Here is a 24,291-nt window from a genome sequence, read left to right as displayed (position 1 = left end):
CCGGGGCTCCCTGTGTTTTGAAAATCGAGCCTGCTCGACCTCACATATTCGGGTAGACCGGCCCCTCGCCGCCCTGCGGCGGCACCCAGTTGATGTTCTGGTTCGGGTCCTTGATGTCGCAGGTCTTGCAGTGGACGCAGTTCTGGGCGTTGATGACGAAGGTGTCCTTGCCGTCCTTCTCCACCCATTCATAGACCCCGGCCGGACAGTAGCGCGCCGACGGTCCGGCAAAGATATCGTGCTCGGACGACTTCTGCAGCGCCATGTCTTTCACCTGCAGATGCACCGGCTGGTCCTCCTCGTGATTGGTGTTCGACAAGAACACCGACGACAACCGGTCGAATGTCAGGACTCCATCGGGCTTCGGATAGGCGATCGGCTTATGCTTTGCGGCCGGCTCCAGCGACTGCGCATCCGTCTTGCCGTGGCCGAGCGTGCCGAAGACGGAAAAACCGAACAGCGTGTTCGTCCACATGTCGAGGCCGCCAAGCGCCACGCCGAGCGCCGTGCCGAACTTCGACCACAGCGGCTTGACGTTGCGGACGCGCTTCAGGTCCTTGCCGATATCGCTTCGGCGCCAGCCGTTTTCGATCTCGATCACTTCGTCGTTGGCGCGGCCCGCCGCGATCGCTTCGGCGATGCGCTCGGCCGCCAGCATGCCCGACAGCACGGCATTGTGGCTGCCCTTGATGCGCGGCACGTTGACGAAGCCGGCCGAACAGCCAATCAGCGCGCCGCCGGGGAAGGACAGCTTCGGCACCGACTGGTAGCCGCCCTCGGTGATGGCGCGCGCACCATAGGAGAGCCGCTTGGCCCCCTCGAAGGTGCCTTTGATCGCCGGATGCGTCTTGAAGCGCTGGAATTCCTCGAACGGATGGAGATAGGGGTTCTTGTAGTTGAGGTGGACGACGAAACCGACCGCCACCAGATTGTCTTCCAGATGATAGAGGAACGAGCCGCCGCCGGTCTTGAAGCCGAGCGGCCAGCCGAAGGAATGCTGCACCAGGCCCTGTCTGTGGTGCTCGGCCTTGACCTGCCAAAGCTCCTTGAGGCCGATGCCGAACTTCTGCGGCTCGCGATCCTTCGAAAGGTCGAACTTGGCGATCAGCTGCTTGGCGAGCGAGCCGCGCACGCCCTCGCCGATCAGCGTGTACTTGCCGATGAGTGCCATGCCGCGGGTATAGTTGGGGCCAGGCTCGCCGCTCTTGTCGATACCCATGTCGCCGGTGGCAACCCCGATGACCGCACCTCCGTTGTAGAGCACCTCGGTTGCCGCAAAGCCCGGGTAGATCTCGACGCCGAGTGCCTCGGCCTTCGTGGCGAGCCAGCGACAGACAAGCCCAAGTGAGACGATGTAGTTGCCGTGGTTGTTCATCAACGGCGGCATCAAGGCATTCGGCAGGCGGACGGAACCGGCCGGACCGAGCACCAGGAAATGATCGTCGGTCACTTCGGTCTTGAACGGATGATCGGCCTCATCGCGCCAATCAGGAAGCAAGCGGTCGATGCCAATCGGATCGACGACGGCGCCCGACAGGATATGCGCGCCGACTTCCGCACCCTTTTCGAGCACGACGACCGAAAGCTCCGGATTGACCTGCTTCAGACGGATGGCCGCCGAAAGACCGGCCGGACCCGCGCCGACGATCACAACGTCGAATTCCATCGACTCACGTTCCGGCAGCTCAGTCGTCTCGGTCATTAATCCGTCTCCACTTGCCGCCCGCGCGGCCATTATCCCCGTGTCGGGACATTGTCTTGTCAAAACCGGAAAGCATTGTCGAGCCGGGAAGCGACAGCCGATCCTCCAATTCGCACAATGATTATCTCCTCCACCGCAAGAGTATATAACGCTTACGTTAACGTCAATTGTTCCTCGATAATGAAAGCAACGCACCCTTCCCTTTTCCGTCGGCTGGGCCTTATACAGAAGCCGAAGCAGCTGGAGGACATCATGGATCTCGGAATCAACGGCAAACGCGCACTCGTTCTGGCTTCGTCGCGCGGGCTTGGCCATGGCATTGCGGTCGCACTCGCCCGTGAAGGCGCAAACGTGCTTCTTTGCGGCCGAAGCGGTGAGCAGCTGGAGGCGAACTGCAAGGCGATCAACGCCGAGGGCAACGGCAAGGCCGACTGGATCTGGGCTGATCTGTCTGACGAGAAATTCGTCGAGACGGTGACTGCCGCCGTCAAGGAAAAGTTCGGTGGCCTGGATATCCTGGTGAACAATACCGGCGGCCCGCCGCCCGGAACGACCGAGGACATGACGCCTGAGAAGCTGGAGACCTATTTCCTCTCGATGGTGCTGCGCGTCATTTCACTGACCAATGCGCTGCTACCTTGCATGAAGGCGCAAGGTTGGGGCCGCATCCTCACCATCGCATCGTCGGGCGTCATAGAGCCCATTGCCAATTTGGCGCTTTCCAACACGCTGCGCCCTGCCCTTGCCGGCTGGTCGAAAACGCTCGCCTCGGAAGTCGCAAGCCACGGCGTGACGGCCAATTTGCTCCTGCCGGGCAGTATCCTCACCGGGCGCCTCGACGAGCTTGATGGCGCGGCCGCCAAGCGCACCGGCAAAAGCATGCAAGACGTCCGCAGCGACAAGGAAGCACGCATTCCCGTTGGACGCTACGGCAAGGTGGAGGAATTCGCAGCAACCGCCGCTTTCCTCTGCAGCCAGCCGGCAAGCTACATCACCGGCTCGCTGTTGCGTTGCGACGGCGGTGCAGCGCGTTCGGTTTAACCGAAATCGCGCGATCGGCGCAACGCCGATCATTACAAAAATTTAAGCAGTTATAACCACTTAGTGATTGTGGCCGGCGGATTATGTCTTTTTTGCGCCGCAATGCGGGCGGCTCAATCGGGACCGGAAACTTCGCGCGACACGTCAAGACCGGTCTCACAATGAAGAAATTTTGGATTACCTTCAGCATTATTGCCGTGACTGCCGTCAGCATTTGGCAATTCCGAAGAATTCCCCTCCTCGACCCGCTCGCATATGCCTTTCAGCTGGTCGGGGCGCCGGCGCAACAAGGCGGCAAGGCGCAAGCGGACCAGCCAGGCGGGGGGCAGCATAACCGGCGGGGAGGCAGCGGCCCGACGCTCGTGAAAACGGTCGCCGCCATAAAGACGGTGCTGCCGCGAGACGTCACGGCCTCGGGTTGGGCAGAAGCCGAAAACACCACCACGATCGCCGCACAGGAACAGGGTCTTGTCACCGCGATCGTCGCGACCGACGGCGCAACGGTCAAGCAAGGCGAACTGATCGCCAGGCTCGACGACCGGCCGGCCCAAGCGGCGGTCGACAAGGACAAAGCGACGATCACGCGGGACGCAGCGACGCTCTGGGAAGCCGAAACCGCTCTCACACGCGCAGCCGATCTCCTGGCGCAAAAGGCCGGCACGCAGCAGAGCTACGACCAGGCCAAGGCCGCTCGCGACACGGCTGCCGCCACCGTCGAGGCCGACAGGGCCGCGCTCGCCTCCGATCAGATTCTGCTCGAACACACGCAGATCCGCGCGCCGTTCGACGGCCGCCTTGGCGACATCGCGATCAGCCCGGGGGCTTTCGTCGGCGCCGGAACGGCGATCGTGACGATTGCCCAATATGATCCGATCTATGTGAAATTCCATCTGCAGGAACGCGATCTGCGCCAGTTGAAGCAGTCCCTCGCCACGGGACCCGTCGAGGTGACGACCACACCGGATTCGACGAAGGGCAGCGTGCGCCACGGCGCGATCAGCTTCTACGACAATACCGTCGACACTGCTTCCGGCACGATCCTCGCAAAGGCGCGCTTCGAAAACGCAACCGGGGCGCTCTGGCCCGGGCAATCCGTCAATCTCGCCGTTCACTTCAACAATAAAGAACAGCAGGTCGTCGTACCGACCGTCGCCGTCAGCCCCGGCGCCGACGGGTTCTTTTCCTATGTCGTGAAGAATGGAAAGGCGCAGATGACGCCCGTCACCGTCGCTCGCGCAAGCGGCGGTTTCACGGCCGTTTCCGCCGGGCTCTCGCAAGGCGATCACGTGGTCATCGAGGGACAGGCGCAGCTTTTAGACCAGCAGCATGTCGAGGAGCAATTCGATGACAAGGCGCTGAACGTCGTCTCCGCCGACCAACCGGCTCACCAGACAAAGACCCTGGCGGCGGAGGCAGAACAATGATCGCGAATTTCTGCATCCGCCGGCCGGTTGCGACAACCCTTCTCGCCATCGGCGTAATCCTTGCAGGTCTTGCAGGTTACCGCCTCGTGCCGGTCGCTGCCTTGCCGCAGGTCGATTTCCCGACCATCAACGTCTCGGCCGCACTCACCGGCGCCTCGCCTCAGACCATGGCGACTTCGGTCGCAACGCCGCTGATCAAGCAGTTCCAGACCATCCCCGGCATCAGCGAAATCAGCGCGACCAATTCACTCGGCAATACCAGCATCATTTTGCAGTTCGACCTCAACCGCAACATCGATGCGGCCGCCGCAGACGTGCAGGCCGCCATCTCGCATGCGACACGGCAGTTGCCGGACAACATGACCACGCCGCCGAGCTATCGTAAGACGAACCCGGCCGACGCACCGGTGATGCTGCTTGCGGTGCAGAGCGACACGATGCCGCGCAGCAAGCTCGATGCCATTGCCGAAGACATCATCTCGCCGTCGCTGTCCACCCTGCCCGGCGTGGCCGAAGTGACCGTGTTCGGCGCACAGACATATGCCGTCCGCGTCGAGGTCGATCCCGACAAGCTGCTTGCCCGCAACATCGGCATCGATAAGGTCAACCAGGCAATCAGTGCGGCCAATAGCCAGGTGCCGGTCGGCACGCTGCAGAACGACGCGCAAGCCATGACGATCAACGCCGACACGCAGCGCACCAACGCCGCCGAATTCCGCTCGCTGGTGATCGCAAATCCGAACGGGGCGCCGATTCATCTCGGCGACATCGCCAAGGTGGAAGACAGTGTCGAGAATCTGAATACCGGCAGCTGGTACGACGGCAATCGCTCCATCATCCTCGCCGTCCAGCGCCAGCCGGATGCGAACACGGTCGAGGTCGTCGATGCGATCAACGCCAGACTGCCGACGCTGCATGCCGAGATCCCTTCGTCGGTCACCACCACGGTCATGAACGATTCCGCCAAGCCGATCCGCGACGCGATTTCCGATGTCAAGTTCACCTTGCTCTTGACGATCGGCCTCGTTGTGCTCGTGATCTACCTCTTCACCGGCCACCTGACCGCAACGATCATACCGGGCCTTGCCGTTCCGCTCTCGCTGATCTCGACCTTCGGCATGATGTACGTGCTCGGCTACAGCGTCGACAACATCTCGCTTCTCGGACTGACGCTTGCGGTCGGTCTGGTGGTGGACGATGCAATCGTGATGCTGGAGAATATTCTCAGGCATGTCGAAGAGGGGATGCCGGTTTTCGATGCGGCGATCAAGGGCGCCGGCGAAGTCAGCTACACGATCATCTCGATGTCGGTGTCGCTGATTGCCGTCTTCATCCCGATCCTGTTGATGGGTGGGGTCGTCGGTCGCATCTTCAACGAATTCGGCATGGTCGTCGCAATGGCGATCGTCGCATCCGCCATCGTTTCGCTGACGGTAACGCCAATGCTCGGTTCGCGGCTTTCCAGCGGTAAGGGCACCCCGCCCCTCTTCGTCCGCTGGTTCGATGCGGGCTTTGAACGCACGCTCAGAGGTTACGATCGGGCGGTCGGCTGGTGCCTCGGCCACCGGCCTGCGATCCTTTGCCTGTTCCTCGCTTCGGTCGGCTTGAACGCATACCTGTTCATGACGTTGCCCTCGAGCTTCTTCCCGACCGAGGACATCGGCCGGCTGAACATCTCCACAAGGGCACGCCAGGACATCTCCTATCCGGCGATGGTCGCCTTGCAGAACCAGGCCGCAGCGATCGTGAAACAGAATCCGGCGGTCAATCACGTCATGTCGATCGTCGGCGGCAACGCCCGCAGCTCGCTCAACAATGGCACGATGTATGTCGAGCTGAAGGACAAGGAGCAGCGTCCGCCGCTTGACCAGACCCTGCGCGAATTACGGGCCAACATCGCCAAGGTGCCCGGCCTGCAAGCCTTCATCACGCCGCAGCAGAGCCTGCGCTTCGGCGGCCGTCAGACCGCAAGCCAGTATCAGCTGGTCGTTCAGGCACTCAGCGCCGACCAGACCAATCTCTGGGCCAATAATATCCAGCAGGCCATGCGCGGCGATCGGCGCTTCACCGACGTGACAACCGATGCGCAGAACGACGCGCTGCAGGCCAATATCGTCATCGATTCCGAAAAGGCAGCCGCCTTCGGCATCGACAACGACCAGCTGCGCACGACGCTGCAGGAGTCCTTCAGCGGTTATACGGCTGCCCAAATCCAATCCACCGGCGACAGCTACGACGTCATCGTCGAAGTAGATACCAGCAAGCCCTGGGACGATCAGAAGCTTCAGGATATCCGGGTCGCCTCAATCAACGGCACGCTGGTCCCGTTGTCGAATTTCGCAAGGGTCGAACGAAACACCGGGCCGGTGACGATCAACCAGACGGGTCAGCTCGTCTCGACGACCGTTTCGTTCAACCTGCCTGCCGGTGAGGCATTGGGTGATGCAACAGCCGCCATCGATCAGATCAAGAAGGACATCAACGTGCCGGCGGACGTCTTCACGTCCTATGGCGGTACGGCGCAGATCTTCGAGCAGTCGCAAGGCAACACACCGCTTCTGATCCTCGCCGCGGTGGCGACAATCTATGTGGTCCTTGGCGTTCTCTACGAGAGCTTCATCCACCCGCTCACCATTTTATCCGGCCTGCCGGCCGCCGCTCTGGGCGCATTGCTGGCTCTGAAGGTAATGGGCTTCGACCTCTCGATCATCGCGCTCATCGGCCTCCTGATGCTGATCGGCATCGCGAAGAAGAACGCGATCATGATGATCGACGTGGCACTGGAGAACCTGCGCTCCACATCGATGTCGCCTACGCAGGCCATTCACGAGGCCTGCGTGCGGCGCTTCCGGCCAATCATGATGACGACCTTCTGTGCGCTTCTCGGCGCCCTTCCGATCGCGCTCGGCACCGGTGCCAGCTCCGAGCTGCGTCAGCCTTTGGGGATAGCCGTCGTCGGCGGCCTCATTGTGTCCCAGGCTCTGACGCTCTTCATCTCGCCCGTCATCTTCGTCGAGATGGGCCGGCTGAACAGCTGGCTCCAAAGGCTGTTGCGGCGAAAGGAAGCGGTGCGGGACGAAGTGGAACCGACGGCGATCGCGGCGGAGTGATCTAGCCAACTCCGACATTGAAACATTGCCCTCACTTTCTCTTCGCGCTTGCAGGGAGAGACGACGCGTTCACTCGACGTCGGAAGATGGACAAGCGGCACACCCTTTTTTCGCGTTTACCGGGCGGCGGCAGCCAGACGAGGAGCCTTTACTGGTGACACTGGGCCCCTTACATTCCCTCTTGAATGTGTCGCCCCTCTATGGCATCACGCGCCTCCTAAATTCCGGGCGCGCGTGCGTCCTTCATGCGGAGCAAGGCTCCGGTCTCAATCACAATCGGCATGAAGAGGTGCGGGCATGGCTCAGGCGCTGGGTTTCGACTTCGGCACGACGAATACGGTTCTGGCCACGGCCCATGGCGGGAAGACCCGTTCCATGGCGTTCACCAGCGCCGAAGGCGCATCCGACAGCATGCGCACTGCGCTTTCCTTCATGAAGGATCCGCAGCTTGGCACATCGGCCCTGAAGGTCGAGGCCGGGCATGCGGCGATCCGCCAGTTCATCGACAATCCCGGCGATTGCCGCTTCCTCCAGTCGATCAAGACCTTTGCTGCAAGCGCCCTCTTCCAGGGCACGCTGATCTTTGCCAAACGCCACAGCTTCGAAGACCTGATGGAGGTCTTCATTCGGCGGCTGCGCGCCTATGCGGGCGAAAACTGGTCGACGGATGTGGCGCGTATCGTCACGGGGCGGCCAGTGCACTTCGCCGGCGCCAATCCCGATCCGGCGCTCGCAACGGAACGCTACAACAAAGCGCTCTTGCGCTTCGGCTTTCCGGAAATCCACTACGTCTACGAACCGGTTGCCGCCGCCTTCTACTTCGCGCAAAACCTGACGTCGGACGCCACCGTGCTCGTTGCCGATTTCGGCGGCGGCACGACGGACTATTCGCTGATCCGCTTCGAAACGGTTGCCGGCAATCTCATGGCAACGCCGGTCGGCCATTCAGGCGTCGGCGTCGCGGGCGATCATTTCGACTACCGGATGATCGATAACATCGTCGCGCCGCAGATCGGCAAGGGGAGTCATTTCAAGAGCTTCGACAAGATTCTTGAGGTGCCGTCGAACTACTATTCGAGCTTCGGCCGCTGGAACCAGCTTTCGATCTTCAAGACCTCGCGCGAATTCAAGGATCTGAAGAAATTGGTCCGCACGGCACTCGAACCGGAGAAGCTCGAGACGTTCATCGATCTCGTCGATCACGACGAGGGATATCCCCTCTATCAGGCGATCTCAGCCACCAAGATGGCACTGTCTTCGGCAGACGAAGCACCATTCGATTTCGGCCCGCTCGGCGGCGGCGGCCATCGCATCATTCGCCGGAAGGACTTCGAAAGCTGGATCGCCGAGGATCTGGCCCGTATCGAATGCACGCTGGACGAAGTGCTGGAAAAGACAAAAACCAAGCCCGGCGAAATCGACAAGGTCTTCCTGACCGGCGGCACATCCTTCGTACCTGCCGTCCGCCGCATCTTCACCGAACGCTTTGACGTTGGCAGGATCGAGACCGGGGGCGAGCTTCTCTCCGTTGCCCACGGACTTGCCCTGATCGGCGAACGCGACGACATCGGCCAATGGACTGTGCAATAGTCCCAGAGCGCGGCGCCCGCCCTATCTTTGCTGCTGCCACTTCGCTAAGGTCGCCCTATGGTCTGCGTCGACGAACTCTCCCCGGCCGAGCTTGCCGCGCTTCTGCACTTCCATGCAGAAGCCGGTGTCGAATGGCTGCTGGAGGAAGATGCAGTCGACCGCTTCGCCGAGTTCGAGGCGATGAAGGCGGCGCGGCGAAGCGCCGCCGCTCCAGCGCAAAGCCCGATCCGGTCCGAGCGGCCAGCGGCGAGGCAACGTCAAGGCGAAGCGCCGGCTGAGCGCCCAGCCCCTCGGCCGCAGCCTGCCATTCCTGATGGCGAAGCCGTGCAGCACGCCCGCTTTGCGGCCGAGAGTGCGCGATCGCTCGCCGAGCTCAAGACCGCGATCGAAGCCTTCAACGGCTGCAATCTCAAGCACAGTGCGCGTTCGACGATCTTTGCGACGGGCAACGCCGCAAGCGGCATTATGGTGATCGGCTCGGCACCTGGCGCCGACGACGACCGCGAAGGTAGGCCTTTTGCCGGGCGCGGTGGAGAGCTTCTCAACAGGATGCTGTCGGCCATCGGGCTCGATCGCGACAGCATTCTTCTGACGCAGGTCATTCCCTGGCGCCCGCCGGGCAACCGTGTCGCCTCTGTCGCCGAGATGGAAATCTGCCGTCCCTTCATCGAACGCCAGATCGCGCTTGCCGAACCGAAGGTCATCCTGCTGTTCGGCAATTTCGCCGCCCGCTTCTTCTTCGGAGAGAACGACACCATCCACGGCCTGCGTGGGCAGTGGAAGGAGATCGGTGCCGGGCCGCTGACGATACCGGCAATCGCGACGCTTCACCCGCAGGATCTCCTGACCGCGCCGATCAACAAGCGACTGGCTTGGAGTGATCTCCTGGCGTTTCAGGCACGGCTCAAGTCGCTCGGCCTGATTAGAAAATAGCCAATCATTAAGTTTTCATGAAACAACCCATGCATTTCCCGCATGGCTGTATCCTATTATGACGCATTGCAGAATCGATGCTGCACTGCAATATATGATCTTGTCTTGGGAGGAATCTGACAGGAACCAAGGCAATGAACGCAAGTTTTCGTCCTATTCATAGCGGGTTTGAAACCCTCCGCCTTGCAAGCGATCCGGCTCGCATCACGCAGGGCTACAGCCGCTTCGGCTTTGCGACCAACGAGCAAATGATCGCCCGCGGGACCGGTATCGGCGGCCGCACCACCCGGCCCTCGGCAATCTTCGTGGATTTCCAGGAATACTGATGAGCGCGCGGCCCTGCTTCGGGCGCGCGATCGGAGTTTTGTGATGTCTGCAGTTCTCGTTTCGCTTCTGCGCAATATCGACACGATCGAGCATATCCGCGCTGCCGTCTGCGCCGCCAAGGAATATCAGCGCGAACTTTCGACCGCCAGGCAGGATTCGCCGGTCGAAGAAATCTCGGCGATCGCGCTTTAGGCTTGCGCCAGCACTTTGACCGGCACGCCCTCCAGTTTTGCCCGGGCAATGTGAAATGCGTGCTCGACATAGGCAAACTTGATCGCCTGCCAGCCGCAATATTGCCAGACGAAATTGCGCGACACCCATAACCGCGTCTTCCTGGGCTCGTCATACCAGCCAAGGCAGCCTTGTTGCACCGCCTTGGCAAAGAGGCGCTGAAGGTGCGTTCGCGACATCATGAAATCGCCTGCCAGATTGCGCGTTTCGACGCGGCCGACGTCGAACCTTTCCGTGTCGGCACCGTCAAGGTCAATTCGAGCCATGAGTTGGTCGACGACCAGACCGCCCGCTTCCGTCCAAAGAAAGAGCGCAATTGGCTCCGGCGGCTCCCGCCAGGCCGCATCTTCGAGGCAGGCGCGGGCAACCAGCGGCTGGGCAATCCGAAGGAGTTGCGGATGCGCCTGCAGGCAGGCGGCGCGGTCGCCGTCGTCTAACATGTCGAGCGCGACGAGATTGGCGAGAAGCCAGCCGTACATTGCCTGGTTGCTGACTTCGGCCGGTTCGAAATGGCGCGGGCGGCGGCGCTCTTCTCCGGGCGCATGGGTGATGAAGCGATAGGTGAGGAGCTCTTCGATGAAGTTCAAAACCGTGTTGCGGCTCGCGACCTTGTGTTTCGTTATCAGCGTCGTCAGCGAAACTGCGGAGAAACCCGAAGAGGGGTCGCCAGGATCGTAGTGCATGGCGAGCGCATAGGCCGTCTGGGTGAGGAGCCAGCGCTGGTGCGATGTGAGCAGACGGGCAAGGCGCGGACCGGCTTGGAACATGCCGCGCAAAGTCCCGGCCAGGTGACGGATGCTGAGCAGAAAATCAGGGTGCCGCGCCAGCTCTTCTGCCGTAAATTTCATGGGCGTCCCGCTCGCAAGCCAGGGTTCAAAGCAGCCAAGCAGGGGGACCAGCGTCCGGGCATCAGCGGCCAATCAGACATGCAAGGCTTTGAATAAATGAAGTTTCGTCATATTCAGAAACCACATTTGGAAGCCGATTGGTATCCTTAAATTTCGCCAGTGCATTCCGGCCGGGGTCGGACAATAGTCAGGCGGATTTCCACCTGGATCCGATCAGGGCTGCGGCGTGCCGGCCTTGCGGGCTTTGCGGCGCTCCAACCCGAGTTGATGCTCCCGGTAGATGATGAATATGCCGGCGGCGATGACGATCGCCGTTCCCACCATCATATGGACGCCAGGAACATCGCCAAACAAGAAATAGGCGACAATGCCGCCAAGCAGGATCGACGTGTATTCGAACGGCGCCACTGTCGATACATCAGCGTGACGATAGCTCTCCGTCAGAAGGATTTGTCCCACGCCGCCGCAAAAGCCCGCGCAGACCAGCAGGAGCATCGTTTTGAGGTCGAGCGAGGCCCAGCCGAACGGCAGCGTCGCGAGAGAAAAGAGCGATGCGATCATCGAGAAATAGAGAACGATCGTCGCTGTCCTCTCCTCCTCGACGAGCTTGCGGACCTGGATCATCGCCATGCCGGCAAGCACGGCGGCAATCAGGACACATAACGCTCCGACCCCCTGCTCTGCCGCCATGCCGCCCTGCCTGAAAAGCGTAAGCTTGGGCCATGAGACGATGGCAACGCCTATGATACCGAAGAAAACCGCGCTCCAACGGTATATTCTGACCGTCTCCCCGAGAAAGACTGCCGCGAAAATGACCGCGACCAAGGGTGTCGCATAGCCAAGGGCAATCGCCTCCGGCAACGGCAGGTGCAGCAGGCCGTAAAAGCCGAAGCCCATGGAAAGGATGCCAATCGTGCCCCGCTTCAGATGGCCAATCGGATTTGCCGTGTGGAAGGCTACCCGCAACTGTCGGCGATAGGCAAGATAACCCATTATCGGGAAGAGCGCGAAGAAAGAGCGATAGAAGGTCACCTGCCCCGGCGCGACATCGGCACCGGCAAGCTTGATGAAGGTCTGCATACCGAGAAAGACCACCACCGATGAGACCTTCATCAGGATTCCTCTCATCGGATTTTCGAAAGCCGACTGCATGTCAGAAACTCGCGCGTCAGTAGCTTGGAGCGGGGAAACACGTCAGACTCGACGCGCCGTAACTGTGGCAGGCCCTGCGCACGAAGAACAGGCCAAAATCAGAAAAAAACACAGCGGATCCAACACCCCCGCATTTCGACGCAAAACTGCACAAAAAATCGGCACAAAAGAGACCTGCCCAAAAATGTTTGATTGGACATTTCAAGTCTTAATCTTTTGAGAACCATAAACTCGCATTGATTTCACCAAGACGCAGCGATCATTTTCATAACTGCCACTTCAACAGTTGCCAGGATCACCTCCATGATGCCGCTGAAGACAAGCGATCAGACACAGCAGACCGCAACACCGCGATCCATGCGCATCGTGACCGAGGGCATCGGTACCGATCTCGAGCACTTCAGTGCAGCCAACACGCATGTGGTCAAGCAGATCAAGCTGCTGGCGATCAACGCACTGATCGAGGCCGCCCGCGCAGGCGAGGCCGGCAAGGGCTTTGCCGTCGTTGCCAACGAAGTACAGCGCCTGGCGCAGGTCGCAAGCGACATCGCTGGAAAATTCGAGAACAACGTCCTTGGCCGCATCGGGCTGTCGCGCTCGATGGCCGAATCGCTGGTGAAGGAGATGGAAGGCGTCAGGTTGACCGACCTTGCGCAAACACTCGTCCAGCTTATCGTGCGCAACCTGTTCGAACGGACGGCTGACGTGAGATGGTGGGCAACCGATACCGCATTGTGGCAGGCCCTGCAGGAGCCGGGCAAGGACAAGGCGAGCTTTGCGGCCGAGCGGCTCGGCGTGATAAAGCGGTTCTACACGGTCTATCTTGACCTCGTGCTGACCGATCTTTCGGGGCGTATCGTCGCCTCGGCAAATCCCGAGTTCCAGCGCAAGGTCGCCAATCGTTCGCTTGCCGGCGACGCCTGGTTCCAAGCGGCGGCGCATTGCAGGTGCGGCGACGACTACATCGTCGGCGAGGTGGGCCCCAGCCCGCTGCACGACGGCCGGACTGCGCTCGTCTATGCCACCGGCGTCCGCGAAGGCGGCAAAGTCGACGGGCCGATCGTCGGGATGCTCGGCGTCTATTTCGATTGGCAGAACCAGGGGCAGGCGATCGTCGACAAGGAGGCCAACCTGCCGCCGCAGGTCGCGGACAAGACGACCGTCATGCTGCTCGACGGCGCAAGCAGGATCATCGCCGCAAGCAAACCGGAGCTCCTGTTTACCCACTTCGCACTGCAAAATCACACAGGCCGATCCCGCGGCAGCTACTATGACAACAACGGATCGATCGTCGCCTTTGCGAAGACCCTGGGATACGAGGATTATGACGGTCTCGGGTGGCACGGCGTCGTCGTCCAGCAGACGGAAGACGATGCTGCCATAAAGGCCGCGCTCAATTTCAGGTAGTGCACGCTCGTCCGCTTGTATCCAGGAGCCTCGGCCAATTGCGGCCATCAAAACTTGCACTGCCTCCATTTCGCTTTAAGTTTGGTTCAGACTTTGATGTGATGATGCTGCAAAACCTATGGCAGAGCACTCGCGTCTGTCCCAGCCCATATCGATGAAGGTCTTCAGGGAACACCATGCGTACAGACACGGGCCAGGTCATCAATCTGGCAGACTACCGCCCCACCGATTTCGTCCTGGAACGCGTGGACCTGACCTTCGAGCTCGATCCCACAGAAACAAAAGTCGAAGCGCGATTGATCTTCCATCGCCGCGAAGGTGCCGATCCGAAAGCGCCGCTTGTTCTGGACGGCGACGAGCTTTCCCTTTCCGGCCTGCTCTTCGACCAGATGGAAATGCCGGCAAAACAGTATACGGCGACAGCCGATAGCCTGACCGTCTACAACCTTCCCGCAGCCGATCCCTTCGAACTGACGATCACGACGATCATCAATCCGCAAGCCAATACCCAGCTTATGGGCCTCTACCGCACGGGCGGCATCTACTGCACCCAATGCGAGGCCGAAGGCTTCCGCCGCATCACCTATTTCCCGGACCGTCCGGATGTTCTGGCGCCCTATACTGTCAACATCATCGCCGATAAGGCCGCCAACCCGCTTCTGCTTTCCAACGGCAACTTCCTCGGCGGCGCCGGCTATGGCGACGGCAAGCATTTCGCCGCCTGGTTCGATCCGCATCCGAAGCCGAGCTATCTCTTTGCGCTCGTCGCCGGCGATCTCGGCGTCGTCGATGACACGTTCACGACGATGTCCGGCCGCGAGGTCGCGCTGAAGATCTACGTCGAGCACGGCAAGGAGCCGCGTGCAGCCTATGCCATGGATGCCCTGAAGCGCTCCATGAAGTGGGACGAGGAGGTCTTCGCACGCGAATACGATCTCGACATCTTCATGATCGTCGCCGTTTCCGACTTCAACATGGGGGCAATGGAGAACAAGGGCCTCAATATCTTCAACGACAAATACGTTCTCGCCGATCCGGAAACCGCAACCGATGCCGACTATGCCAATATCGAAGCGATCATCGCGCATGAATATTTCCACAACTGGACCGGCAACCGCATTACCTGCCGCGACTGGTTCCAGCTCTGCCTCAAGGAAGGCCTGACCGTCTATCGCGACCATGAGTTCTCCTCCGATCAGCGCTCGCGTCCGGTCAAGCGCATTGCCGAGGTCCGGCATCTGAAGTCGGAGCAGTTTCCGGAAGACGCCGGCCCTCTTGCCCACCCGGTTCGTCCGACGAAGTATCGTGAAATCAATAACTTCTATACGACAACGGTCTACGAGAAGGGCAGCGAGGTCACCCGCATGATCGCTACCCTGCTCGGCAGGGAGACCTTCAAGAAGGGCATGGACATCTATTTCGATCGCCATGACGGCCAGGCGGTCACGATCGAGGATTTCGTCAAGTGCTTCGAGGATGCAAGCGGCCGCGACCTTGCGCAGTTCTCCCTTTGGTACCACCAGGCCGGCACGCCGCTCGTCACCGCCTCCGGCAGCTACGATGCGACCGCCAGGACCTTCAGCCTGTCGCTGGAGCAGATGGTTCCTGCGACGCCGGGCCAAACCGACAAGAAGCCGATGCATATCCCGCTCAGCCTCGCCCTGTTCGGCGAGAACGGCGGCAAGATCGAACCGGCCATTGTCGAGGGAGCCGAATATACCGGCGAGGTGCTGCATCTCACCGGCAGAACGCAGACCGCTGTCTTCCACGGCATCGGCTCGCGGCCGGTCGTCTCGATCAACCGCAGCTTTTCGGCGCCGATCAACCTGCACCTCGACCAAAGCCCCGCCGACCTTGCGCTGCTCGCCCGCCACGAGACGGACCATTTCGCTCGATGGCAGGCGCTGACCGATCTGGCATTGCCGAACCTGCTGAAGGCTGCGCGCGATGCGCGTGAAGGCAAGGCGATTGACTGCGAACAGACCTCCGTCGATGCACTGCTGCATGCCGCCGCCGACGAGGGCCTTGAACCCGCCTTCCGCGCCCAGGCACTCGCCCTGCCGAGTGAATCCGATATCTCCCGCGAACTCGGCAGCAACAACGACCCGGACGCGATCCATGCCGGTCGCCAGGCCGTCATGAAGCAGATTGCAGATCGTGGCGTGGCAATCTTTACCGGTCTCTTCGAGAAAATGACAACGCCGGGAGACTTCAGCCCTGACGCAAAAAGTGCCGGGCGCCGGGCGCTACGCAATACTGCGCTGACCTATCTTTCCTATGCAGAGAACAGCCCGGCACGCGCCAAGGCCGCGTTCGACGCCGCCAACAACATGACCGAAAAGCTGCACGCGCTGACGGTCCTTGCCCACCGCTTTCCCGAAAGCGGTGAAGCGATCACCGCCCTTTCGACATTCCGGGACCACTTCGCGCAGAACGCCCTCGTCATCGACAAGTGGTTCTCAGTGCAGGCGACCATCCCTGGCGCCAGCGCGCTCGACCGGGTCCGCAAGCTGATGAAGAATCCGCTCTTCAATCGCACCAATCCGAACCGGGTTCGTGCCCTCGTCGGCACGTTTGCCTTCACCAATCCCACCGGCTTCGGCCGGGCTGATGGCGAAGGCTATCGCTTCCTGGCCCGCGAGATTCTCGATATCGACCAGCGCAATCCGCAGCTTGCCGCCCGCATTCTGACATCCATGCGTTCATGGCGGTCGCTTGAGCCGGTACGCGCCGGTTTGGCCCGCGCCGCCCTGATGCAGATCGAACAGGCACCCGCCCTTTCGACGGACGTGCGCGACATCGTCGAACGCACGCTCAAGGGGTGATTTGCTTGCCCAAGGCATCACGCGATCCAGCCAGCCCCCGAAACGGGTCGACAAAAAAACTAGCACGTATAGATAGTTAACAGATTTTTACCTTTCCCTCTGGACACGGCGAATCAGTAATGATTCAGTGAGTGAGGTTCGAGCGAGCGGCGCTGCGAATCGCACGAGGGATCAAGGCTAGTGATGATGAACGTGCGGCGGGCAACTGCGGCCGGAGGGCGGCTGCGTGTTGATTTTGAGGGGCTTCGTGCCTGGCACGGCAATGCCTCCAATCGTAGCGCGGCGATTTCCAAGCCGATAGCGAGCCGCCTTCCGCAAACCGAAGTCGTTTTAAAGCGCGCCATCCCGGCACTGATCGTGGCCTTCCTTGCCGTCGTCGCAGCCTCGCATCTTTTCGGTATGATGTCGGAATATGCCCGCATGGGCGCAGCCGCCCGGCATGCAACCGCACTTTCGGCGGCGACCGCCGCAGCCGTATTTGCCGATTCCAGCGATCTCTTCGACAACGGCAAAGCCGCCGAAGCCCAAGCAAAACTTGCAAAATTCCTGCCGCAGGACCGTCTCGGCAGCGGCTCCTTCATTCTGCTGGTGCAGACGAGTGGCAAAGTCTTCGCCGCATCTACTGCAGGCCTTGCCTATGTTGGATCGAATGCCGGCGATTTCTTTCCCGAGGTTTCCGCCATCCGCCGTTTCGGGGATCGGGCCGGCGTCATCGAAACGACGATCAGCGGCAATCCGCATTACGCTGAAATCACCCTTGTCGGAAGCACCGGCGGCTATATCATCGCTGCAACCTCGCTTGACGAGATCGGCAGGCTCTGGCGCGAGGAGCTGACGCTCAACGTGACGCTGTTTGCCGGCATTTCCTCGATCCTGCTGGTGATCCTTTATGCCTACTACATGCAGGTCAAGCGTGCCCGGGACGCCGACGAGATCTTCGTCGAATCGAACCAGCGCGTCGAGACGGCACTTTCGCGCGGCCGCTGCGGGCTTTGGGATTTCGATTTCGACAGCCGCGAATTCTTCTGGTCGCGTTCGATGTATGGCATGCTCGGCCTGCCGGCTTCCGACAAGACGATTTCCTTCGGCGACGCGGCACGGCTAATGCATCCGGAAGACGGTGGGCTGCACGAGATCGCACGCTCGATTGCCAAGGGCAGTTCCGGCCAGGTCGACCAGATCTTCCGCATGCGCCATGCCGGCGGCCACTATGTGTGGATGCGCGCCCGCGCCCAGATGATCCGCAGCAATTCGGGCCGCGTGCACATGATCGGCATCGCGATGGACGTGACCGAACAGCATCGCCTCGCGCAGCGCTACGCCGAGGCCGACCAGCGCCTTGCGGACGCGATCGAATGCACCTCGGAAGCCTTCGTTCTCTGGGACAAGAACGACCGCCTGGTGATGTGCAACGCCCACTTTCAGCAGGCCTACGGGCTTCCCGACAGCGTCCTCGTTCCAGGCACCGAGCGCAGCGTCGTCAACGCCGCAGCCGCCCGGCCAGTCATCGAGCGACGCATGGCTGACGCCGATGGCGCCGGCCATTCGCGCACGACGGAGGTCCAGCTTGCCGACGAGCGCTGGCTGCAGACCAACGAACGCCGCACCCGCGACGGCGGCATGGTTTCGGTCGGTACCGACATTACGCTTCTGAAGCGCAACCAGGAGCGCCTGCGCGAGTCCGAGCGGCGTCTCATCGCGACCATCGGCGACCTCAAGGCATCGCGTCAGACGCTGGAAAGTCAAAAAGCTGCTCTTTCGGTGGCAAACGCCAACTACCAGGCCGAGAAGGAACGCGCGGAAGCGGCGAACAAGGCGAAGTCGGAATTCCTTGCCAACATGTCGCATGAGCTGCGCACGCCGCTCAACGCCATCCTCGGCTTCTCCGAAATTCTGCAGAACCAGATGTTCGGTCCGCTCGGTTCACTGAAATACGACGAATATGCCCGCGACATCCATGACAGCGGCAAGCACCTGCTCAACGTCATCAACGATATCCTGGATATGTCGAAGATCGAGGCAGGACACATGAAACTGCACCGCGAGAAGATCGATCTTGCACCGCTGATCGAGGAAAGCCTGCGCTTCACCGCCATTCCCGCCGCCCAGAAGAACATCGTCATCGAGCAGCGCGTCTGTGATGGCATGACACTGACGGCAGACCGCCGCGCCATGAAGCAGATCCTCCTCAACCTTCTCTCCAATGCGGTGAAGTTCACCAACGACGGCGGCCGTATCGCGTTGCGCACCCGACGTGACGCAGCAGGCGTCATCGTCACGATCGCCGATACCGGGATCGGCATCCCGCAGCGAGCGCTCACGAAGATCGGCCAGCCTTTCGAGCAGGTTCAGAGTCAATATGCCAAGAGCAAGGGCGGTTCAGGTCTTGGCCTTGCCATTTCCCGCTCGCTGACGGCGCTTCACGACGGCAAGATGCGCATCCGTTCACGTGAGGCGGTCGGCACCGTCGTCTCGTTCCGAATTCCCGATAAAGCGCGCTAGGAATTCACCGTCGTCTGGAATATCTTCCGGACAGCCTTCGAAAGCCGTCTGACCTCACCTTCAAGCGTCTTGACGTCCGGGCAATCCCCTGCCCTGCACACCAGCTCGGTCAGACCCGACGGCGCCTCGGCGGGATCGAAGGGCCCGTCGATGCAAAGCCGAATCAGCTGCGACAGCTCGGTATAGAGCGTGAACGCCTCCAGGCAGAGGTCGAGGTCTGCCGCCGGCATGAGCTTGCCGCCGAGCGTCTTCAGCGCCTCGCCGGTATTCATCCCGCCGATCGTCGCAGGGACGTTTCTGGCCGGCGCGATCAGCGCCAGATATTGCGCGATGAATTCGATATCGATCACGCCGCCCGGAACAAGTTTCAGATCCCAGATCCCGTCCGGCGCTTTCTCCTTGTCGATCAGTTCACGCATCTCCGCGACGTCGCGGCTCACCTTTGCCGCATCGCGCTTCTTTGAGAGCACATCCAAGATGATCCGTTCCGCCTCGCTCATCAGGCTCTGATCACCACAGATCAAACGAGCGCGGCTGAGCGCCATATGCTCCCATGTCCAAGCCTCGTCGCGCTGGTATTTCTCGAAAGACCTGATGCGCGTGGCGACCGGGCCCTTGTTGCCCGACGGGCGAAGCCGCATGTCGACTTCGTAGAGAACGCCTTCGGCGGTCGGCGCCGAGAACGCCGCGATCAGCCGCTGCGTCAAGCGGGTAAAGTAACGCACGGCATCCAATGGCTTCACGCCGTCGGATTCTGAAGCGGCATCATCATAGTCGTAGAGCAGGATGAGATCGATGTCTGAGCCCGCCGTCAATTCGAAGCTGCCAAGCTTGCCCATGCCGGCAATGACGACCTTGCCGCCGGGAAAATCGCCGTGCACCGCCCGCATCTCCTGCCTGACCGCATCGAGGGCTGCTTCGATCGCAAGGTCGGCGAGATGGGTGAAGGCGCGGGCTGCCATCAGCCCGTTGATCGCGCCGGTCAACAGCCGGATGCCGATCAGGAAGCGCTGCTCGGCCGCAAAGATGCGCAGCCGGTCCAGCACTTCCTCGTAATGGCCCGCCTGCGCCAGCGATGCCCTTAAACGTTCGCCCAGATACTCACGCGTCGGCAGCTCCGCCATCAGTCCCGGATCGAGCATGCCGTCGAAGACATGCGGCTTGGCGGCGATCACCTCGGCAAGCTTCGGCGCCGAGGACATGATGTTGACGATCAGCGAAAGCAGCGCCGGATTGCTGCCGAGCAAGGAGAAAAGCTGAATGCCGGCAGGCAGGCCGGAAATGAAGCTGTCGAAGCGCAGCAGCGCCTCGTCGGCCCGCTTGCTTTCGCCGAAGACGCGAAGCAGTTCCGGCGCGAGCTCCGTCAGCCTCTCGCGCGCTTCGACCGATTGCGTCGCACGATAGCGGCCGTAATGCCAGGTGCGGATAATGCGGGAAATATCGGACGTACGCTTGAAGCCGAGCTTCTTCAGCGTCTCAAGCGTATCCGGATCGTCGGCCTGGCCCGTGAACACCAGATTTCCGGTATCGGCCGACAGTTTGTTCTCCTGCTCGAAGAGCCGCGCATAGCGCCGCTCGACGGTCCGCAGCACCTCCACCAACCGCTCAGCAAAACTTTGCGTATCGGTAAATCCCATCATGAAGGCGATGCGCTTCAGATCGGCCTCTGTCTCCGGCAGCAAATGCGTCTGCTCGTCGCGCACCATCTGGATGCGGTGTTCCACATCACGGAGAAACCAGTAGGCCTCCGTCAGTTCGTCGCGCGTTTCCGCATCGATCCATTTCGCCTTGGTGAGTTCGGCAAGCGTCTCTTCCGTGCCACGGCTGCGCAGCGCCGGCATGCGACCGCCGGCGATCAGCTGTTGTGTCTGCACGAAGAACTCGATCTCGCGGATGCCGCCGCGGCCGAGCTTGACATTGTGCCCCTTGACCGCAATTGCCCCGTGACCCCTGTGGGCGTGGATCTGCCGCTTGATCGAATGTATGTCGGCGATCGCCGCATAATCCAGGTATTTGCGGAAGACAAAGGGCGCAAGCCCGCGCGCGAACCCCTCTCCCGCCTTCATATCCCCGGCAACGGGCCGCGCCTTGATGAAGGCTGCCCTCTCCCAGTTCTGGCCGCGCCCCTCATAATAAATCATCGCCGCATCGACCGGGATCGCAAGCGGCGTCGAACCGGGGTCTGGGCGCAGGCGCAGGTCGGTGCGAAAGACATATCCGTCGGCCGTCCGCTCCTGAAGGATTCGCACCAGCCGGCGCATCAGCCGCGGAAAGACGTCGATCGCATCATCCGGATCAGGCACGATGCCGGCATGCTCGTCGAAGAAAACCACAAGATCGATATCGGACGAATAGTTCAGTTCCGATGCGCCGAGCTTTCCCATCCCCAGCACGACCAGACCGGAACCCTCGCTCGGATTGTGGGCGTCCTTCAATTGCAGTTTGCCGGCATCATGGGCAGACAAAAGCAGATGGTCGATCGCGGCTTTGACCGAGGCTTCGGCCAGGGCACTCAGCCAGGCCGTCGTCTGCCTGCCGTCGAAGAGCCCGGCGAGATCGGCGAGAGCCACCAGAAACGCCACTTTCCGCTTGATGATCCGCAACCGGCTCATGACGGCAGATTCTGCGGGCGAAATCCCCTCTTCGGGCTTCCAGCAGTCGCGCGCCTTTGCAATCAGCTCTTCGATCTGCGGCTCGATAGGCGATGAAATCGCAGCAGCGACAACCGCATTGTCGATATTGGCAATCTCTCGAAGATAGGGCGAAAGCGTCAGTACCGCTGCGATGAAGTCCGATAGCGGACCACCCGCCTTCAGCATCGCGGCGACCGACGGTTCGTGTCTGCCGATATCCTGAAGGTCGGCGAGCGCCAGCTTGAGCTCGGAATGGTTCAACGGGCGCAACAGACCGCCAGCCACATCCTTCAGGCTATGTGTCGATTTCGTCAGCATTTCACCTCCCGGTGGCCGCGCCCGCAATCAGCGCTGCCATACGACCCCCTAACCTAGGGTCACAACGCGGGGCGGCCAACCCTAAGCAGGCTTGAAGGGGAAAATCACGCTGACGGTAAGGCCACGACCGTCTCGTCTTCCTGGATCTGTGTCGGAAAGCTCCAGCGTGCCGCCATGCAGTTCCATCACTGCCTCGACCAGCGAAAGGCCAAGGCCCGTGCCGGGCTTCGACCGACTCTCGTCAAGCCGCACGAAGCGCTTGACGACATCCTCGCGCTTGTCGGCGGGAATGCCTGGGCCGTGGTCGGCCACCGAAAGGCAAATGCCGTCGGGCCGGCGCAGCAGCTTCAGGCTGATTTCACCGCCCTTGGCATCCCCGGAATATTTGATCGCGTTGTCGATCAGATTGAAGATCGCCTGGCCGATCAGTTCGCGGTTGCCCTGGATGGATATGCCGGGTTCGATACTGGATGTCAGCACCAGTCCGGCCTCTTCGGCAACCGGCTCGTAAAGTTCTGCGCTGTCGGCAACGATCGTCGAAAGCTCGATTGGCGACATCTCCGCTGCGACAGAACCCGCTTCCACGCGCGAGATCATAAGTAGCGCATCGAAAGTTCGGATCAATTGATCGGATTCCGAGATGATGCCGTCCAGGGCCAGGCGGCGCTGATCCTCATTGACCGTGTCAATCGCATCCGCGGCCTTGTTGCGAAGGCGAGTCAACGGCGTCTTGAGGTCGTGAGCAATATTGTCGGAAACCTGCCGCAGACCTTCATTCAGCTTTTCGATGCGCTCCAGCATCGTGTTCAGAGAAACCGACAGGCGGTCGAACTCGTCGCCCGAACCGCCGACCGGCAGGCGCTGCGAGAGATCGCCCGCCATGATCTTCTTGCTTGCGGCGGACATGCGATCGATCCGCCTCAGCGCGTTGCGTCCGATACCGAACCAGATGATGATGGCGCCGAGGCCCATGATCGCAAGCGCGATCATCAGCGCCTGGCGCACCAGCACGCGGAAGCGCTCTGGCTCGCCGAGATCGCGGCCCACGAGAATGCGCAGGCCGTTGTCGAGCACGAAGATATTGGCGATTGCCATGTGGCGGCGATCGACCCCGCTGTCGGCGTAGCGTTGATAGAAGAAGGGAACGGAGGTCCAGCCGGTTTCCTCAAAGACGCCCGGCTGCACCGAGGCGACGTTGCCGGCAAGGATATCGCCCGACGGGCCGGCAATGACATAGAGATTGGCGCTTGGCTGGCGCGTGCGCCGCTCCATGGCGCGCAGCAGCGCGTTCATGCCCCCAAGATCATACGCACGCCTGACGACATCGACTTCCTGCTGGACGGCCTCGCGGATCTGTCCGCTGAGCAGTCGCTGCGACATCGCCGTCACGTAGAAGACGAGCGTTGCGGCACAGATTGCGAAAAGCAGGATATAAAGGGCCGAAAGGCGGACTGCGGTGGACTTGAAGAGAACCCAGAAACGGCTCATCCCTCGTCCTTGATCATGTATCCCGCACCGCGGATCGTCTTCAGCAGCGGCCGGCTGAAGTCCTTCTCGATCTTCGAACGCAGGCGCGAGACATGCACGTCGATAACGTTCGTCTGCGGATCGAAGTGGTAATCCCAGACATGCTCGAGCAGCATCGTGCGCGTGACGACCTGACCGGCATTCTTCATCAGATATTCGAGAAGGCGGAATTCTCGCGGCTGCAGCGGGATTTCCTTGCCGCCGCGCCGGACTTCATGGGAAAGCCGGTCGAGTTCAAGGTCCCCCACGCGGTAGACCACGTCCTGCTCCGGCGTCCCCTTGCGGCGGCCGAGCACTTCGACCCGGGCGAGAAGCTCGCTGAACGCATAGGGCTTCGGCAGATAGTCGTCGCCGCCGGCGCGAAGTCCGGTCACGCGGTCATCGACCTGGCCCAGGGCGGAAAGAATGAGAAGCGGCGTATGAATGCCCTTGCGCCGCAACTCGCTGATGACGGATAACCCGTCGCGGCGCGGCAGCATGCGGTCGATGACGATCACGTCGTAGCTGTTTTCGGACCCCATGAAGAGCCCGCTTTCGCCGTCGCTTGCGTGATCGGCGACGATGCCCGCCTCGCGAAAGGCCTTGGTGAGGTAGGCCGCGGCTTCAAGATCGTCTTCGATGATGAGAATCTTCATGCGGCCGACATTACCTGCCGGTTGCGTTTGGGCAAAGCTCAAAGCGTCATCCTGTTGCAGTGGGGTCATCGCCGTCGTCCTTGAAA

The 24,291-nt window shown here is 61.1% G+C and carries 16 protein-coding genes; 10 read left to right on the top strand and 6 right to left on the bottom strand.

From position 1 onward, the window contains the following. Window positions 1-40: 40 nt before the first annotated feature. Window positions 41-1,702: an electron transfer flavoprotein-ubiquinone oxidoreductase gene (locus AM571_RS06105; RefSeq protein ID WP_074060649.1), complete on the bottom strand. Its 1,662-nt coding sequence runs from the start codon at window positions 1,700-1,702 to the stop codon at window positions 41-43. A gap of 252 nt (window positions 1,703-1,954) precedes the next feature. On the opposite strand from AM571_RS06105, the gene AM571_RS06100 reads away from it, so the two are divergent. The 7 genes from AM571_RS06100 (at window position 1,955) to AM571_RS36870 (ending at window position 10,319) form a co-directional block, all read left to right on the top strand. Beyond that, complete coding sequence (locus AM571_RS06100) at window positions 1,955-2,743, top strand: SDR family oxidoreductase (RefSeq protein WP_074060648.1); 789 nt, start codon at window positions 1,955-1,957, stop codon at window positions 2,741-2,743. Window positions 2,744-2,904: 161 nt separating this feature from the next. Beyond that, window positions 2,905-4,167: an efflux RND transporter periplasmic adaptor subunit gene (locus AM571_RS06095; protein ID WP_074063095.1), complete on the top strand. Its 1,263-nt coding sequence runs from the start codon at window positions 2,905-2,907 to the stop codon at window positions 4,165-4,167. Next, on the top strand, window positions 4,164-7,277 hold the full coding sequence (locus AM571_RS06090) for an efflux RND transporter permease subunit (RefSeq protein ID WP_074060647.1): 3,114 nt from the start codon (window positions 4,164-4,166) through the stop codon (window positions 7,275-7,277). The genes AM571_RS06095 and AM571_RS06090 overlap by 4 nt, the downstream gene beginning before the upstream one ends. A 297-nt stretch (window positions 7,278-7,574) precedes the next feature. Beyond that, entirely contained in the window at window positions 7,575-8,867 is a 1,293-nt protein-coding gene (locus AM571_RS06085) for an Hsp70 family protein (protein ID WP_074060646.1), read from the top strand. Between the two features lie 57 nt (window positions 8,868-8,924). Then, window positions 8,925-9,800: a uracil-DNA glycosylase gene (locus tag AM571_RS06080; RefSeq protein ID WP_074060645.1), complete on the top strand. Its 876-nt coding sequence runs from the start codon at window positions 8,925-8,927 to the stop codon at window positions 9,798-9,800. Window positions 9,801-9,934: 134 nt separating this feature from the next. Beyond that, the gene (locus AM571_RS06075) at window positions 9,935-10,126 is read left to right on the top strand and encodes a hypothetical protein (protein WP_074060644.1); all 192 of its coding nucleotides are present in this window, start codon (window positions 9,935-9,937) and stop codon (window positions 10,124-10,126) included. A gap of 43 nt (window positions 10,127-10,169) precedes the next feature. Beyond that, window positions 10,170-10,319 (top strand): hypothetical protein, encoded by a 150-nt coding sequence (locus AM571_RS36870; RefSeq protein WP_165918507.1) that lies wholly within the window; start codon window positions 10,170-10,172, stop codon window positions 10,317-10,319. On the opposite strand, the gene AM571_RS06070 is transcribed toward AM571_RS36870, so the two are convergent. Together AM571_RS06070 and AM571_RS06065 are read right to left on the bottom strand one after the other, a co-directional pair. Beyond that, window positions 10,316-11,206: a hypothetical protein gene (locus AM571_RS06070; RefSeq protein WP_074063094.1), complete on the bottom strand. Its 891-nt coding sequence runs from the start codon at window positions 11,204-11,206 to the stop codon at window positions 10,316-10,318. The two genes, AM571_RS36870 and AM571_RS06070, sit on opposite strands and share 4 nt — an antisense overlap. Before the next feature lie 213 nt (window positions 11,207-11,419). Then, window positions 11,420-12,358 (bottom strand): DMT family transporter, encoded by a 939-nt coding sequence (locus AM571_RS06065; RefSeq protein ID WP_074060643.1) that lies wholly within the window; start codon window positions 12,356-12,358, stop codon window positions 11,420-11,422. Between the two features lie 303 nt (window positions 12,359-12,661). Between AM571_RS06065 and AM571_RS06060 the strand changes: the two genes are divergently transcribed. The 3 genes from AM571_RS06060 (at window position 12,662) to AM571_RS06050 (ending at window position 19,092) form a co-directional block, all read left to right on the top strand. Continuing rightward, entirely contained in the window at window positions 12,662-13,765 is a 1,104-nt protein-coding gene (locus AM571_RS06060) for a methyl-accepting chemotaxis protein (protein WP_074060642.1), read from the top strand. Window positions 13,766-13,941: 176 nt separating this feature from the next. Then, window positions 13,942-16,590: an aminopeptidase N gene (gene pepN, locus AM571_RS06055; RefSeq protein ID WP_074060641.1), complete on the top strand. Its 2,649-nt coding sequence runs from the start codon at window positions 13,942-13,944 to the stop codon at window positions 16,588-16,590. Window positions 16,591-16,773: 183 nt separating this feature from the next. After that, window positions 16,774-19,092, top strand: a complete 2,319-nt coding sequence (locus AM571_RS06050) for a PAS domain-containing sensor histidine kinase (RefSeq protein WP_074060640.1) — start codon at window positions 16,774-16,776, stop codon at window positions 19,090-19,092. Here AM571_RS06050 and AM571_RS06045 read toward each other — a convergent pair. The 3 genes from AM571_RS06045 to AM571_RS06035 all read right to left on the bottom strand — a co-directional run bounded on the left by AM571_RS06045 (window position 19,089) and on the right by AM571_RS06035 (window position 24,205). Then, window positions 19,089-22,043 (bottom strand): bifunctional [glutamine synthetase] adenylyltransferase/[glutamine synthetase]-adenylyl-L-tyrosine phosphorylase, encoded by a 2,955-nt coding sequence (locus AM571_RS06045; protein ID WP_074060639.1) that lies wholly within the window; start codon window positions 22,041-22,043, stop codon window positions 19,089-19,091. The two genes, AM571_RS06050 and AM571_RS06045, sit on opposite strands and share 4 nt — an antisense overlap. Before the next feature lie 81 nt (window positions 22,044-22,124). Next, window positions 22,125-23,531, bottom strand: a complete 1,407-nt coding sequence (locus AM571_RS06040) for a sensor histidine kinase (RefSeq protein ID WP_074060638.1) — start codon at window positions 23,529-23,531, stop codon at window positions 22,125-22,127. Then, window positions 23,528-24,205 (bottom strand): response regulator transcription factor, encoded by a 678-nt coding sequence (locus AM571_RS06035; protein WP_196776326.1) that lies wholly within the window; start codon window positions 24,203-24,205, stop codon window positions 23,528-23,530. The genes AM571_RS06040 and AM571_RS06035 overlap by 4 nt, the downstream gene beginning before the upstream one ends. Window positions 24,206-24,291 lie beyond the last annotated feature (86 nt).

Source organism: Rhizobium etli 8C-3 (genome assembly GCF_001908375.1).
Classification (GTDB): Bacteria; Pseudomonadota; Alphaproteobacteria; order Rhizobiales; family Rhizobiaceae; genus Rhizobium; species Rhizobium etli_B.
Note: the sequence above shows the minus strand (reverse complement) of the source record. Positions and strands in the feature narration are given on the sequence as shown.

Bases quoted from the DNA above. Each gene is read 5' to 3' on its own strand.
- AM571_RS06105 (WP_074060649.1), bottom strand. From the start codon at position 1,702: ATGACCGAGACGACTGAGCTGCCGGAACGTGAGTCGATGGAATTCGAC.
- AM571_RS06100 (WP_074060648.1), top strand. From the start codon at position 1,955: ATGGATCTCGGAATCAACGGCAAACGCGCACTCGTTCTGGCTTCGTCG.
- AM571_RS06095 (WP_074063095.1), top strand. From the start codon at position 2,905: ATGAAGAAATTTTGGATTACCTTCAGCATTATTGCCGTGACTGCCGTC.
- AM571_RS06090 (WP_074060647.1), top strand. From the start codon at position 4,164: ATGATCGCGAATTTCTGCATCCGCCGGCCGGTTGCGACAACCCTTCTC.
- AM571_RS06085 (WP_074060646.1), top strand. From the start codon at position 7,575: ATGGCTCAGGCGCTGGGTTTCGACTTCGGCACGACGAATACGGTTCTG.
- AM571_RS06080 (WP_074060645.1), top strand. From the start codon at position 8,925: ATGGTCTGCGTCGACGAACTCTCCCCGGCCGAGCTTGCCGCGCTTCTG.
- AM571_RS06075 (WP_074060644.1), top strand. From the start codon at position 9,935: ATGAACGCAAGTTTTCGTCCTATTCATAGCGGGTTTGAAACCCTCCGC.
- AM571_RS36870 (WP_165918507.1), top strand. From the start codon at position 10,170: ATGTCTGCAGTTCTCGTTTCGCTTCTGCGCAATATCGACACGATCGAG.
- AM571_RS06070 (WP_074063094.1), bottom strand. From the start codon at position 11,206: ATGAAATTTACGGCAGAAGAGCTGGCGCGGCACCCTGATTTTCTGCTC.
- AM571_RS06065 (WP_074060643.1), bottom strand. From the start codon at position 12,358: ATGCAGTCGGCTTTCGAAAATCCGATGAGAGGAATCCTGATGAAGGTC.
- AM571_RS06060 (WP_074060642.1), top strand. From the start codon at position 12,662: ATGATGCCGCTGAAGACAAGCGATCAGACACAGCAGACCGCAACACCG.
- pepN (WP_074060641.1), top strand. From the start codon at position 13,942: ATGCGTACAGACACGGGCCAGGTCATCAATCTGGCAGACTACCGCCCC.
- AM571_RS06050 (WP_074060640.1), top strand. From the start codon at position 16,774: ATGATGAACGTGCGGCGGGCAACTGCGGCCGGAGGGCGGCTGCGTGTT.
- AM571_RS06045 (WP_074060639.1), bottom strand. From the start codon at position 22,043: ATGCTGACGAAATCGACACATAGCCTGAAGGATGTGGCTGGCGGTCTG.
- AM571_RS06040 (WP_074060638.1), bottom strand. From the start codon at position 23,531: ATGAGCCGTTTCTGGGTTCTCTTCAAGTCCACCGCAGTCCGCCTTTCG.
- AM571_RS06035 (WP_196776326.1), bottom strand. From the start codon at position 24,205: ATGAAGATTCTCATCATCGAAGACGATCTTGAAGCCGCGGCCTACCTC.